Source organism: Alcanivorax sp., assembly GCF_051117345.1.
Taxonomy (GTDB): domain Bacteria; phylum Pseudomonadota; class Gammaproteobacteria; order Pseudomonadales; family Alcanivoracaceae; genus Alcanivorax.
This window is the reverse complement of sequence record NZ_JBNPEC010000193.1, coordinates 7,071-20,687: the sequence shown is the minus strand read 5'-3', so window position 1 is coordinate 20,687 and position 13,617 is coordinate 7,071. Positions and strand designations below refer to the sequence as shown.

Genomic DNA, 13,617 nt, shown 5'->3' with positions numbered 1-13,617 from the left:
TGATGGGACTGGGTATGGACGGCAGTCACGTTGACCTTTTCGTTGGCCAGTACCGCGATCACATCCTTGAGCAGGCCCTGACGATCCCAGGCGCGCAGGAAGACATCCACCGGGTAGGTAATGCGGTCCGCTTCGCCCCAGGTGACTTCGATGACCCGGTTGGGGTCGTCGCCCTGCATGGCCAGCAGTTTTTCTCAATCGGCCCGGTGCACGGTGACGCCACGCCCGTGGGTGATGAAGCCCATGACCGGATCGCCGGGGACCGGCTGGCAGCAGCCGGCCATGTGGGTGAGCAGGTTGCCCACGCCCTGGATGGTCACATCGCCGGTTTTCGAGGCCTTGGGCTTGGACAGCACCAGGTCCAGTTCCCGCTGGCTGTCATCCGGCTGCAGGGCCTGCACCTGATTGACCACATGCCCGGGGCGCAGGTCACCGGCACCCAGGGCCGCCAGCACATCGTCGCCGGTTTTCAGGTTCAGGTGCGGGGCCAGGGTGTCCAGGTCTACCTTGTCCAGAGCCAGGCGGGACATCTCTTTTTCGAGAATGGCCTTGCCCTGGATGATGTGCACGTCGCGATCCTGGCGCTTGAACCACTGCTGGATACGCGCTCGCGCCGAGGAGGTGGCCACGTAACCCAGCGACGGGGTCAGCCAGTCGCGGCTGGGACCGCCCTCTTTGGCAGTGAGAATGGTGACCTGCTCACCGGTGTTGAGGGTGTAGTTGAGCGGCACGATGTGGCCGTTGATCTTGGCGCCCCGGCAGCGGTGCCCCACTTCGGTGTGAATGTGATAGGCGAAATCCACCGGGGTGGCGCCGGCTTCCAGATCCACCACGTGGCCATCCGGGGTGAACACATAGACCCGGTCGCTGACCAGGCCGTGGCGCAACTCGTCCACCATGGTGTCCGGGCTGTCTTCGCCCAGTTCCTCGTGCCATTCGAGCACCTGGCGCAGCCAGGCGATGCGCTGCTCGTAGTCGCTGACGCCGCTCTTGCCCTTCTTGGCACCTTCCTTGTAGCGCCAGTGGGCACACACGCCCAGCTCCGCCTCTTCGTGCATGTTGAAGGTGCGAATCTGTACTTCCAGCATCTTGCGTTCCGGGCCCACCACGGCGGTGTGCAGGCTCTGGTAACCGTTGGCCTTGGGGCTGGCGATGTAGTCGTCGAATTCCTTGGGCACGTGTTGCCACAGGGAGTGGACCACGCCCAGCGCGGCGTAGCAGTCACGCAGGGCCGGCACCAGGATACGCACGGCGCGCACGTCGTAGACTTCGCCGAATTCCAGGTGCTTTTTCTGCATCTTCCGCCAGATGCTGTAGATATGCTTGGCCCGACCATGCACTTCGGCACCGTGGATATCGTTTTTTTCCAGGTAGCCGCGTAACTGCTCGAGCACATTCTCAATGTAGTGTTCGCGGGCCAGGCGTTTTTCGTCCAGCAGTTTGGCGATCTTCTTGTAGGCACCCGGTTGCAGGTAACGGAAGGACAGGTCCTCCAGTTCCCATTTGAGCTGGCCGACCCCCAGCCGATGGGCCAGCGGGGCGTAGATATCGAAGATTTCCTGGGCCACCTTGCGCTGGCGCTCGGGCTCGGACTCCTTGACGGCGCGGATGATCACCGTCCGTTCGGCCAGTTTCACCAGCGCCACGCGCACGTCGTCGACCATGGCCACGAGCATCTTGCGCATGTTATCGAGCTGGCCATCCTGTTGACCGAGCACCGCCTTGCGGGTGGGGTTCAGGTTGGTGCTGATAGCCGCCATGCGTAGCACTCCTTCGATCAGGCGGGCCACGTCCGAGCCGAATTCCTTTTCCGCTTCCGGCAGAGACATCTGCCCTTCACGCACGGAGCGGTAGAGGATGGCGGCGGGCAGTACGTCGGTATCAGCGCCCAGGTCCACCAGCACTTCGGCCATTTCCAGGCCGATATCCAGGCAGCCCTTGCCGTAGGGCCAGTGCCGGCCGGCAGCTTCCCCGGCCATCTGACACTGTTCCGCCCGCTCACAGGCCTGCTCCAGTACCTCGCTGTTGCGTACCGGGGCCCGGGTTTCCAGGTGCGCCAGCCAGTCACGCCAGTGACCGGTAGCGCCTTCTGTGGGGCGGCGTACTGTTACCATGATCTTTCCTTCTGCTTTGGTGGTGGCTCTCTACCACCACCGTTGGGGCCTTGTTGACAAGGCTCCAAAAGGCTCACGTCACTTCTTCTCAAACACCGCGATGGATTCCACGTGGGTGGTGTGGGGGAACATGTCCATCACGCCCGCCGCTTTCAGACGGTAACCCAGGGCATTGAGTTCCCCGGCATCACGGGCCAATGTGGCCGGATTGCAGGACACATAGACGATTCGCTTCGCACCCAAACGGGGCATCAGCTTCACCATTTCCAACGCCCCGGTGCGCGGCGGGTCAATCAGGATACGATCATACTTGCGGTTGGCCCAGCTTTGCCCGGCCACATCCTGGCTCAGATCCCAGGCGTGGAACTCCAGGTTATCCAGGCCATTGCGGCGGGCATTCTCGTAACCACGCTCTACCATGGCCCTGCTGACTTCCACGCCCACCACCTTGCCGGCCCGCTTGGCCGCCGGGATGGTGAAGTTACCCAGGCCACAGAACAGATCCAGCACGGTGTCTTCCGGGGAGATGTCCAGCAAGTCCAGTGCCAACGGCACCATCTTGCGGTTGATCTCCGCGTTTACCTGGGTGAAATCCGTGGGATGGAAGGCCAGTTCCACATCGGCGGAGGGGTGGCGGTAGTAGAGCCGCTCTTCGTTCTCCGCCCCGGTGAGCGCCGGCCAGATACGGTGCACGGTGCTTTCGTTACCAGGCTGCAGGTACAGGTGCCAGCCCAGAGGCCGACAGAAATCCAGGAAAGCCTGTCGATCTTCATCAGGCAGCGGATCCAGATGGCGGATGATCAGCGCCACCTCGTCGTCGCCGGCGGCCAGTTCGATCTGCGGGATGCGGCTACGGCTCTTGAGGCCGTGCATCAGGGTGCGCAGGTCAGACAGGCGATGGCCCACGGACGGAAACAGCACTTCGCATTGCTGCAGCTGGGCGATGAAGCTGTTGCGCTTTTCCCGGAAGCCCACCAGGGTTTCGTCCTTGGCTTCCACGTATTTTACGCCCATGCGGGCCTTGCTGCGGTAGCCAGTGACCGGGCCGGTAAGCGGTGGCAGCCACTCTTTCGGTGCCAGCCCGCCGAAGTGCTGCAGCTGCTCGCGCAGTACGGCTTCCTTGCGGGCAATCTGCACATCCGGATTCATATGCTGCAGGCTGCAACCGCCACACAGGTTACTGTGCTGACAGGGAGGCTCGACCCGGTCCGGGGAGGCGGTGACGATCTCCACCGCCTTGCCTTCGTCGAACTTGCGGCGCATGTAGGTGAATTTGAACATCACCTCTTCGCCGGGCAGGGCGTTGTCGATAAAGGTGGTCTTGCCATCACGGCGGGCAATGCCGCGGCCATCGTGGCTGAGGGATTCAATGCTGGCGGGTTCCGGGGTTTCCGGTAGCTGCTTGCGTTTTCGGGCCATGGGATCTCAATCGGTAAAGCGGTAATCAAATCGGTTAGCGCTATGCTTGCATGGCGAACGCCTGAAGAAGCGTCTTCGCCATACAAGCATGGCTCCTACTGTGGGGGGCTAATCAGCCTTTTTCCCAGGCTTCAAGGAAGCTCAGGAAGTGCGGGTGGCCTTCGGCTTTCAGGTAATCCTTCAGCAGGGTCAGTTCCTGCTCGTAGCCGGTGGGGTCCAGTTCGCCGCGCATCAGCTGAAAGCGCAGGTAGACCAGCCAGGTGTTGAGCACATCGGTTTCGCAGTAGTCACGAATGCCCTTGAGGTTGCCGTCCTGGAAGGCATCGAACACCTTGCCACCGCTCATGCCCATTTTGCCGGGGAAGCCCAGCAAGGTAGCAATCTGGTCCAGCGGGGCGTTGGCCCGGGCGTTGAACAGGGCCAGCTGGTCCATCAGGTCCAGGTGGCGCTGGTGGTAACGGCTAAGGTAGTTGTTCCATTTGAAGCTGGAGTCTTCATTACCGGTTTCCCAGTAACGGCGGGCCTGAACGCCATGCTTGAGCGCCCGGTAGTGCAATACCGGCAGGTCAAAGCCGCCACCGTTCCAGCTCACCAGATTCGGGGTGAAGCGGTCGATGCCGTCGTAGAAGCGCTCGATCAGCTCCTTCTCGGTGCTGTCTTCGTCTCCCAGGGACCAGACTTTGACGCCCTGGGTGGAGCGCAACACCACAGAAATGGCAACGATACGGTGCAGGTGCAGGCGCAGGAATTCGGTGCCATTTTCCTGGCGGCGCAGGTTCAACAGGGCACTGGCCGTGTCCTTGTCGCTCAGCCCGTCCAGGTCATAAATGCGTCGCCCACCGTCCAGGTCGGGGATGGTCTCGATATCGAATACCAGTACGTTCATTCAGCACTCCAAAATGGGAAGGGCCCGCTTCAGGTAGCGGGCATCCAGCGTCAGGTTTATTGCTGGAACACCCCCGTGGACAGGTAACGGTCGCCGCGGTCACAGATGATGGCCACGATGATGGCGTTTTCAAGCTCTTCGCTCAGACGCAGGGCGCCGGCAACGGCACCGCCGGACGAGACACCACAGCTGATGCCCTCTTCCCGGGCCAGTCGGCGCATGGTGTGTTCTGCCAGGGCCTGATCCATGTCGATGACCCGGTCCACCCGGGAATCGTCGTAAATGGACGGCAGGTATTCCTTCGGCCAGCGACGGATGCCGGGGATGGATGAGCCTTCGGTGGGCTGCAGGCCGACAATCTGGATCGCCGGGTTCTGTTCTTTCAGATACATGCTGCAGCCCATGATGGTACCGGTGGTACCCATGGAGCTGACAAAGTGGGTAACGCCACCATCCGTATCCCGCCAGATCTCCGGGCCGGTGCTTTCGTAATGGGCCATGGGGTTGTCCGGGTTGGCGAACTGGTCCAGCACCCTGCCCTCGCCCCGGGCCTGCATGGCCTGGGCCAGATCGCGGGCGCCTTCCATGCCCTCTTCCTTGCTGACGGAAATCAGCTCGGCGCCATAGGCGGCCATGGCGTCACGGCGTTCCTGGCTCTGGTTGGCGGGCATGATCAGTTTCATGCGGTAGCCGCGCATGGCGGCGGCCATGGCCAGGGCGATACCCGTGTTACCGCTGGTAGCTTCGATGAGGGTATCGCCGGGTTGGATCTCGCCCCGCGCCTCGGCCTTCATGATCATGTTAAGGGCCGGGCGATCTTTCACCGAGCCTGCAGGATTGTTGCCTTCCAGCTTCACCAGAATGGTATTGGTGGTGTCGCCCGGCATCCGCTGCAGGCGAACCAGGGGCGTATTGCCCACGGTCTGTTCGATGGTTTTATGGTTCATGGCGCGCATTGTACCTAAAAAGCCACCGCATGCTGCACGCTTCACGCAACAACGCGGTTGTAGACTGTAGTGAATTGACACCCCGAGGCCACGCCCAATTATCAGGTGCGGCTGCTCTGGCCCAGAATGGCAATCTCATTAGCCATGCTGTTGCATGGTCGTGCTGCATGTTGCCGTTGTTCAGGCATAATGGTCGAAAACAACAGCAATAACGGGGTTTCATGGTCAACCAAAGCCTTCGCTCACGCCTGATGTTCATGGCCATTCTGCCCGCCCTGATGGCGGCTCTGGTGGTGGGCGGCTATTCCCTGGTGAACCGACTGGTGGATGTGCGCGATACCAATGCCCAGCGCCAGCAGCTGGTGACCGACAGCTTTGCCGCCCGCCTGGAAAGCACTCCCATCACTGACACTGCTCGCCAGCAACAGCTTTTTCGCCAGTTGCTGGAAGCCGAAGATGTGCGCGCGGCCACCCTGAATTTCACCGGTGATCGTCCTTCCATGCACGCCGGACCACGGCTTCGTCCGGTAACAGGCCAGAATCAGGAAGACGGTCGGCAGCGGCTGGTTACTGATACCAGTTGGCAGTTGACCCGGGATATCAACCCCGGAGAACCGGCCATTTTGACGGTGGAATTCACCCGCCAAGGGGAATACGTCTCCACCCTGGAGGGGCTGATCACCGTGATTGTGGTGATGGTGGGCCTGATGCTGCTGGCTATGGTGCCGGCTCTGCGCTTTTCCCAACAGCTGACAAACCCGATCGGAGAAATGGTGGCCGCCGTGCGGCGTATTCGCGACGGTGACCTGAGCATGGCCATTCATACCCAGGCCAAGGGGGAGCTGGCGGAGCTGGAGACTGCGCTGCGCCAGATGGTGTCGGCCCTCGCGGATGCCCAGACCGAGCTGCAGCAGAACGTGGACCAGGCCACCCAGGATCTGCGCGAAACCCTGGAAACTATCGAGATCCAGAATATCGAGCTGGACATGGCCCGCAAGGAAGCGCTCAAGGCCAGCCAGATCAAATCGGAGTTCCTGGCCAACATGAGCCACGAAATCCGCACTCCGCTCAATGGCATCATCGGCTTTACCAAGCTACTGGAAAAATCCGCCATGAGCCCGCGCCAGCAGGATTACCTGGGCACCATTCACAAGAGCGCCGATTCGTTGCTGGCGATCATCAACGATATTCTGGATTTCTCCAAGATCGAGGCAGGCAAGCTGTCTCTGGAGCATACCCCGCTCAACCTGCACGATCTGATCGAGGATGTGCAGACTCTGCTGGCCCCCATGGCTCAGGACAGGGGCCTGGAACAGGCTGCCATCATCTATTCCGATGTGCCGGTGAATCTGCTCGGCGACCCGCTGCGCATCCGCCAAGTGCTCACCAATCTGCTCAGCAATGCCATCAAGTTCACAGAGCAAGGCTCGGTGGTGGTACGCGCCATGCTGGAGGAAGACCGTGGCGCAGAAGCGATTATCAAGCTGACGGTGACGGATACCGGCAACGGCCTGAGCCCGGAAGCGCAGAAAAACCTGTTCAGCGCCTTTACCCAGGCAGACCAGAGTGCCCGCCGTCAGGAAGGCGGCACGGGCCTGGGGCTGGCCATCAGCAAACGTCTGGTGGAAGGCATGGGCGGCGAAATTGGCATCGACAGTAGCGAGGGCCAGGGGTCTACCTTCTGGTTCACCCTGCGTGCGGAGCGGGACCCGAAACAGCGCCCTTCTCCCCATCTGGAACACTTCCGGGGCCGTACCGTGACGTTGGTGGAAACTGACGAATATGGCCGACTCGGCCTGTATCACATGCTCAGCCACTGGCAGATGCGCATCAACGAATACCACAGTCTGGATGACCTGATGGCCGCCCTGGACCGGGGGGAGCTGGTCAACAGCGATTTCCTCATCGTGGGCCTGCCCGCCCACCCGGAAAAACAGAGCATGCAACCGGTGCTGGATAACCTGGCCGCCCTGGGCCAGCCCATGCTGGCCCTGAGCAATAATCCGGAAAGCGTGTGCCGCTGGCTGGAGCACTATCCGCATTGTCAGGTGCAGGGCAAACCGGCCACCCGCCAGCGCCTGTTTAACGCCCTGCTGGCCTTGAGCGGCGAACTGGATAGCAGTGAGCTGGATGCCGACACCGAGGACCGACTGGACTACCCGGTATCGGTAATGGTGGTGGACGATCACCCTGGCAATCTGAAACTGGCCAGGGTTTTTCTGGAAGAGTTGGGAGCCATCGTCACGCCCTGTGACAGTGGCCAACAGGCCCTGGACGCGTTTCGCGACCAGGAGTTCGATCTGGTATTCATGGATATCCAGATGCCGGGCATGGATGGCAAGACCACGACGGCCAGAATGCGCGAACTGGAAGCCCCGGGTTGCCACACCCCCATCGTCGCCCTGACCGCCCACGCGCTGGAAAGCGAACGCCGGGATCTGCTCGACAGCGGTCTGGATGATTACCTGAGTAAACCGATTACCGAAGGGCAGCTTCGCCACACTCTGGAACAGTGGGTAATGGAAAAGCCACACCAGCCCCTTCCTGATCCCGGCGAAGACAATGAACCGGTCAACGACAAGGTGTTCGATGCGGACCTGGCCCGCCGCCGTGCCGGGGGCCGACAATCGCTGGCCGATGAAATGCTGAAAATGCTGCTGGAGAGTCTGTCAGAAGACCGCCCGGCCATTTCTTACGCCTTCGACAATGCCGACCAGGACACCCTGCTCGAGCGCGTTCACAAACTCCACGGCGCCACCCGTTACTGCGGCACCCCACGCCTGGAGACGGCAGCAAAGACCCTGGAAGAGGCCCTGAAAACCGGTACCGCCCGAGAATCCCTGGCACCGATGGTCTCGGCACTCTGTGACGAAATCTGCGCACTGGAGCAGCTATGGCAGGATCAGGGGGAGGAAGTTTCTAGCTACTAGCTTCTAGCTGCGACGCGGGCTCGGCCGTGCAGGATCGAGGTACGTTGCCCGCGTTTGTAGGAGCGGCGCTCGCGGCGCGGTTCAGGCCTGGGCGAGGATTGGATCTTTATGTAGGAGCGGCACTAGAGCCGCGAACCGAGCGTAGCGAGGTAAGAGAGACATGGGTTGCTGCATTCTTTTCTGAAACCTGTCGAGCCCTGATATTCCTGATCACCCTGCGGGCGATTTCCGCGCAAGCGCGGTTCGCACCTCAAGAGGTACTCCTACAGGGGGCTTCGTAGAAATGACGAGGTCTCGGGAACTTTCCAGTCTTTCCTTATCCAATCGAGCGTAGCTCGTAGCTCGTAGCTCGTAGCTCGTAGCTCGTAGCTCGTAGCTCGTAGCTCGTAGCTCGTAGCTCGTAGCTCGTAGCTCGTAGCTCGTAGCTCGTAGCTACTCCCTCAAACCCGCACTTCGGTCTGCACCTTTTTCGCGGCGCGGCCCATCATGTCGATGATTTTTTCCCGCTCGCGTTTTTTCAGTTCAGCGCTTTTGACATGCAGGCTGAAACCTTCGGCTTCGAAGTCCACGTCTACCGGCTTTTCCTGTTTCAGATCCGTGGCGGATCGGGCCAGGGTTTTGAGGATGGAATTCTTGTCAAAATTGCGAATCCGCTCTATATCCAGATGGATGCCGAAGCCTTGGGTCTCTGCAGAGACATAACGATTTCGGGCGCCGGCATCCTTCTTGGCGCCCATGGCTTCAAATACGGGAATCGGTCGATTGAACCCCTTGACCTGGATGTCGCCAATGTTGCGACACTGGATACGGTCCTTTACCAGGTCCTGGGTGGCTTCGGAAATCAGCACGCCACCGGGACGACAGGCAGATTCCAGGCGGCTAGCCAGGTTCACATCGGTGCCGAGAATGGTGTAGTCCATGCGCGAATCGGTACCGAAGTTGCCCACCGTCACGTAGCCGGTGTTGATGCCGATGCGGATTTCCAGCTTGTGGTCGATCCCCTCACGCTTCCAGCGCTGACGCAGCAATTTCATTTGCTCCTGCATTTCGATGGCCATCATCACGCACCGGAACGCATCTTCCTGGGCGCCAGCACTTTTCGGATCGCCGAAAAATACCATCACCGCATCACCGATGAACTTGTCGATGGTACCGCCATGGCGCAGGGCGATGCGGGTCATCTCGCTGAGATAAGAGTTGAGCATGCTGGTCAGGGTTTCCAGCGGCAGCTCTTCGGAAATGGCGCTGAAGCCCTTGATGTCGGAAAAGAATACCGTCAACCGCTTACGGCGGGTTTCCAGCTTGGCATCACGCTTGCCGGAAAAGATCGAGCCCCACACCTGCGGCGGCAGATACTTGGCCAGCTTGCGGGACATGTCCACCGCCTGTTTCTGCTGGCGGCGCACTGCATCCTGGGCCTGCTTCAGATAGCGGGCCTGCAGATGTGCAAAGGCGGAAGACGCGCCGACATAAATGCCCAGGCCAAGCAGGGAGATGACCGTCAGCAGCACCGGAGACTGCTCCACCGGCAAGGCGGGGAAACCCAGAATCCAGCCCATTACCAGCGCACCTATCGCTGTCATCAACAGGTTCAACAGCCAGGGCTTCAGGCCGCCGCTGCTGACCGCATTGGCATGAACAATGATCAGCAGCACCAGCGATGGCACCAGGGCAAAATGCAGCAGCGCGCATACCACGCCGATGATCATCGCATCGGCCTGCATCAACAGTTGATGCACCGGTTTTTGCGGTCGATCCTGCCTTTCGGCCAGAAACAGCATACCCTGGGCTATCAATGGATAGACGAGCAGACCCGCCACACCAAGCATATATAGCTGGGGATATAGCTCCAGCTTCAGGCCCGCCATGAGAATCATGGCGGCCACCAGGAAAGCCAGCAAACGGATGTAGTTAGCCTGACGGCGTGCCCGCTCCATTGGACCGATCTGGGGTCGGCGGGCTTTCTTTTTGATTGAACTTGTCATGTGAACCGATTCACGTGATTTGCGAGAAGCTTATCTCTTTCCCATCTAAGAAAAAAGACTGGCAAGATCAAAGGTGACGTTAATCCTGTGACTGGGACTTATTTTCAAATCGGGCTACCATGGCGCCCCAGGACAAGGAGCCCTGAATGGACACCATCACCGCCCTCACCACCCGTGTTTCCAGCCCGCGACTGGACCAGCCCGGCCCTAGCGACGAGCAGCTCGACCTGTTGCTGCGCGCCGCCATCCGTGCACCGGACCATGGCCTGCTGCGTCCCTGGCGCTTTATCGTTCTGGAAGGCGAACAACGAGAACGGCTGGGCGACATCATGGAAGCGCAGTTGCTGGAAGAGCAGCCCGAGGCCGACTCGCGCAGCCGCGACAACGCCCGCAACAAGGCCTTGCGCGCGCCCACCATTATCGTGGCGGTGGCGGAAGTCACCGAGAACCACAAGATTCCGGTATGGGAACAGGTACTGGCCGTGGGGGCCGCTGTGCAGAACATGATGGTAGCCGCCTATGAGCTGAACCTGGGCGCCATGTGGCGTACCGGCGCTCTGGCTAACTCCGACCTGGCCAAACGCATGCTGGGCTTCGCCCCCAAGGATCAGGTAGTGGCCTATCTCTACCTGGGCACCCCGATGGGCAACCTGAAAAACCTGCCCGACGATTCCCCCGCCGACTTCATTCGTACCCTGCCATGATGGATCTGGATGGGTTGGCAGAACGGGTCCGCGACGCCATTCCCCTGACCCGGCATCTGGACTTCACCTTCGCCGGGTTTGACGGCCTCAGCCTAGTCGTCACTGCGCCCCTGGAGCCCAATCACAACGACAAGGGCACCTTCTTCGCCGGTAGCCAGTCCGCCCTGTTAACCCTGGCCGGCTGGGGTCTGACTACCCTGCTTGCCCAACAAAGCGGCCACCCGGCCGATGTAGTGGCCGTGGAAACCTCGCTGGAATACAAATTGCCTCTAGAGGGAGATCTGCATATTGCCGCGTCCATCAACGAAGCAGACAGGGAGCGTTTCGCCCAGCGCCTGAGTCGCCGGGGCAAGGCCACACTGCGCATTCACGCCCAGGGCACCGGCGTCGATGGCAAAGTGGTATGCCTTTATCAGGGCCTGTACCTGGCAAGAACCTGAGCCTTCCACGCAGAAATGCTCAAACCCTGACCAACCAGGCGGTCGGGCGCTTGCCTCAAGCCCCACCCTCCGGTACTCTACGCGCCCTCAAGAGTTGGCCAGATAGCTCTTGTGCACAATCAGTTTAAGGTGGGGTGTCCGAGTGGCCGAAGGAGCACGCCTGGAAAGTGTGTATACGGAAACGTATCGAGGGTTCGAATCCCTCCCCCACCGCCAAATTAAAGAAAGCCCCGCAATGCGGGGCTTTTTTGTGGGCTCATACTATGGCGGTTTCTCCCTGCAAAACCGCTACTGATGAAAAGCCTTCCGCCTTCCGTTGGAGCTATGCTTGCATGGCGAACTTTCCTACCCCCTTCGCCATGCAAGCATAGCTCCAACGAAACACTCCCCCCCTCGAACGCCCTTGTTCCCGCTACCTGCTACTCGCTAAAGTGATCCGATTACAACAAGGGAACGCATCATGACCAACACCACCGGCTGGTTGGGCCGACTGGAAACGCTGGGCAACAAACTGCCCCACCCTACCCTGCTGTTTGTCTGGCTGTGTTTGTTGCTGCTCCCTCTCACTGCGCTACTGGGAGAGCTGGGGCTATCCACCGTGCATCCGCTCAACAACGAGACGGTGACCGTGCACTCGTTGGTGGACGGGGACGGCATCCGCTATCTGTTTACCTCTCTGGTAGGCAACTTCACCGGCTTTGCGCCACTGGGCATTGTGCTGGTTGCCATGCTGGGGCTGGGCATCGCCGAGCAATCCGGTTTGCTGTCGGTGAGCCTGGCCAGCCTGGTACGTCGGGCGTCCGGACGAACCCTGGTGATCACGGTGGCCTTTGCCGGAGTCCTTTCCAGCCTTACCGTGGATGCCGGCTATGTGGTGCTGATTCCGTTGGCCGGGCTGGTGTTTCAACTGGCTGGCCGCTCCCCCATTGCCGGCATTGCCACCGCCTTTGCGGCGGTGTCCGGTGGCTTCAGTGCCAACCTGCTGGTGGGCCCGGTGGATGCCACCCTGGCCGGCCTGTCCACGGAAGCGGCCCGCATTGTGGACCCGACTCGCACCGTGGATGCCACCGGCAATTACTGGTTCATTATCGTCTCCACCTTTCTGGTCACCGCGCTGGTAACGCTGGTCACCCAGCGCATTACCGAACCCAGGCTAGCCAGCCAACCGACGGGAGAAACCACCGACCCCGAGGTGCCAACCAGCCACCCACGCGCCATGGCATGGACACTAGCCACGCTCCTGGCATTACTTGCGGCCATCGCCTTGCTGGTCTTTCCGGAAGGCGCCCCCTTACGTCACCAGGATACCGGCAGCGTGTTGGGCTCGCCGTTTATCCATGGGCTAGTGGTGATAGTGGCGCTGATCGCCGGGGTGTGTGGCGCAGTCTACGGCCGGGTTAGCGGTCAGTTTCGCAATGCCGGCGATATCATTACCGCCATGGAAACCACCATGGCCTCCATGGCCGGTTATCTGGTGCTGATGTTCTTTGCCGCCCAGTTCGTGGCCTGGTTCAACTACAGCCAGCTGGGTTTGCTGCTGGCCATCGAGGGCGCCGCCTGGCTGGGCAGCCTGACGCTGCCCAAGGTGGTGCTGTTACTGCTGTTCCTGCTGCTCACCACTCTGATCAATCTGTTGATCGGTAGCGCCTCGGCCAAATGGTCCATCCTGGCGCCCATCTTCGTGCCCATGCTGATGCTGCTGGGCGTTTCCCCGGAAGCCACCCAGGCCGCCTACCGGGTGGGTGATTCCAGCACCAACATCATCACCCCGCTGATGCCCTATTTTGTGCTGGTTCTGGGCTTCGCCCGCCGCTACCAGCCAGACACCGGCATCGGCACACTGATCGCCCTGATGCTGCCGTACAGCCTGACGTTGTTATTGGGGTGGTCGGTATTGCTGGGGGTATGGATCGGGTTTGGCTGGCCGCTGGGACCTTAAAGACAGCTGCAAGCCCCAAGCTTCAAGCTGCAACACGAGGTAAAGACATTGCCAAATTCCAATCGCTGTGCTCCGCGCTGAAATTCTCTTAAAACAAAAAAACCGCGCCCGAAGGGTGCGGTTTTTTTGTAGCTTGTAGCTTGTAGCTTGTAGCTTGTAGCTTGTAGCTTGTAGCTTGTAGCTTGTAGCTTGTAGCTTGTAGCTTGTAGCTTGTAGCTTGTAGCTTGTAGCTTGTAGCTTGTAGCTTGTAGCT

At 60.4% G+C, this 13,617-nt stretch carries 10 protein-coding genes and 1 tRNA gene; 5 read left to right on the top strand and 6 right to left on the bottom strand.

The window, feature by feature from the left end; genetic code table 11:
- The 5 genes from ACFE0K_RS12395 to cysM form a co-directional block, all read right to left on the bottom strand.
- On the bottom strand, window positions 1-179 hold a 179-nt coding region (locus ACFE0K_RS12395; RefSeq protein WP_434536358.1), incomplete at its 3' end, for an ACT domain-containing protein.
- A 15-nt stretch (window positions 180-194) separates the two neighbouring features.
- Complete coding sequence (locus ACFE0K_RS12390; protein WP_434536356.1) at window positions 195-2,114, bottom strand: RelA/SpoT family protein; 1,920 nt, start codon at window positions 2,112-2,114, stop codon at window positions 195-197.
- 78 nt (window positions 2,115-2,192) lie between these two features.
- Entirely contained in the window at window positions 2,193-3,533 is a 1,341-nt protein-coding gene (gene rlmD / locus ACFE0K_RS12385; protein ID WP_434536355.1) for a 23S rRNA (uracil(1939)-C(5))-methyltransferase RlmD, read from the bottom strand.
- Window positions 3,534-3,645: 112 nt separating this feature from the next.
- Window positions 3,646-4,419 (bottom strand): 3'-5' exonuclease, encoded by a 774-nt coding sequence (locus ACFE0K_RS12380; RefSeq protein ID WP_434536354.1) that lies wholly within the window; start codon window positions 4,417-4,419, stop codon window positions 3,646-3,648.
- Between the two features lie 56 nt (window positions 4,420-4,475).
- Complete coding sequence (gene cysM, locus ACFE0K_RS12375; protein WP_434536353.1) at window positions 4,476-5,366, bottom strand: cysteine synthase CysM; 891 nt, start codon at window positions 5,364-5,366, stop codon at window positions 4,476-4,478.
- 221 nt (window positions 5,367-5,587) lie between these two features.
- On the opposite strand from cysM, the gene ACFE0K_RS12370 reads away from it, so the two are divergent.
- Window positions 5,588-8,296, top strand: a complete 2,709-nt coding sequence (locus ACFE0K_RS12370; protein WP_434536352.1) for an ATP-binding protein — start codon at window positions 5,588-5,590, stop codon at window positions 8,294-8,296.
- Between the two features lie 440 nt (window positions 8,297-8,736).
- Here ACFE0K_RS12370 and ACFE0K_RS12365 read toward each other — a convergent pair whose 3' ends face one another.
- The gene (locus ACFE0K_RS12365) at window positions 8,737-10,281 is read right to left on the bottom strand and encodes an adenylate/guanylate cyclase domain-containing protein (RefSeq protein ID WP_434536351.1); all 1,545 of its coding nucleotides are present in this window, start codon (window positions 10,279-10,281) and stop codon (window positions 8,737-8,739) included.
- Between the two features lie 146 nt (window positions 10,282-10,427).
- Between ACFE0K_RS12365 and ACFE0K_RS12360 the strand changes: the two genes are divergently transcribed.
- The 4 genes from ACFE0K_RS12360 to ACFE0K_RS12345 all read left to right on the top strand — a co-directional run bounded on the left by ACFE0K_RS12360 (window position 10,428) and on the right by ACFE0K_RS12345 (window position 13,364).
- Window positions 10,428-10,985, top strand: a complete 558-nt coding sequence (locus ACFE0K_RS12360; RefSeq protein ID WP_434536350.1) for a nitroreductase family protein — start codon at window positions 10,428-10,430, stop codon at window positions 10,983-10,985.
- A complete protein-coding gene (locus ACFE0K_RS12355; RefSeq protein ID WP_434536349.1) occupies window positions 10,982-11,425 on the top strand; it encodes a YiiD C-terminal domain-containing protein in 444 nt (147 codons plus the stop codon). Before ACFE0K_RS12360 ends, ACFE0K_RS12355 begins: the two co-directional genes overlap by 4 nt.
- 128 nt (window positions 11,426-11,553) lie before the next feature.
- Window positions 11,554-11,641 (top strand) — tRNA-Ser (locus ACFE0K_RS12350).
- A gap of 244 nt (window positions 11,642-11,885) precedes the next feature.
- Entirely contained in the window at window positions 11,886-13,364 is a 1,479-nt protein-coding gene (locus tag ACFE0K_RS12345; RefSeq protein ID WP_434536347.1) for an AbgT family transporter, read from the top strand.
- The last annotated feature ends 253 nt before the right edge of the window (window positions 13,365-13,617 follow it).

What these genes read in the sequence shown, in the direction of transcription:
- ACFE0K_RS12370 (WP_434536352.1), top strand. Translation starts at nt 5,588, where the DNA reads ATGGTCAACCAAAGCCTTCGCTCACGCCTGATGTTCATGGCCATTCTG.
- ACFE0K_RS12360 (WP_434536350.1), top strand. Translation starts at nt 10,428, where the DNA reads ATGGACACCATCACCGCCCTCACCACCCGTGTTTCCAGCCCGCGACTG.
- cysM (WP_434536353.1), bottom strand. Translation starts at nt 5,366, where the DNA reads ATGAACCATAAAACCATCGAACAGACCGTGGGCAATACGCCCCTGGTT.
- ACFE0K_RS12355 (WP_434536349.1), top strand. Translation starts at nt 10,982, where the DNA reads ATGATGGATCTGGATGGGTTGGCAGAACGGGTCCGCGACGCCATTCCC.
- ACFE0K_RS12365 (WP_434536351.1), bottom strand. Translation starts at nt 10,281, where the DNA reads ATGACAAGTTCAATCAAAAAGAAAGCCCGCCGACCCCAGATCGGTCCA.
- ACFE0K_RS12380 (WP_434536354.1), bottom strand. Translation starts at nt 4,419, where the DNA reads ATGAACGTACTGGTATTCGATATCGAGACCATCCCCGACCTGGACGGT.
- ACFE0K_RS12345 (WP_434536347.1), top strand. Translation starts at nt 11,886, where the DNA reads ATGACCAACACCACCGGCTGGTTGGGCCGACTGGAAACGCTGGGCAAC.
- ACFE0K_RS12390 (WP_434536356.1), bottom strand. Translation starts at nt 2,114, where the DNA reads ATGGTAACAGTACGCCGCCCCACAGAAGGCGCTACCGGTCACTGGCGT.
- rlmD (WP_434536355.1), bottom strand. Translation starts at nt 3,533, where the DNA reads ATGGCCCGAAAACGCAAGCAGCTACCGGAAACCCCGGAACCCGCCAGC.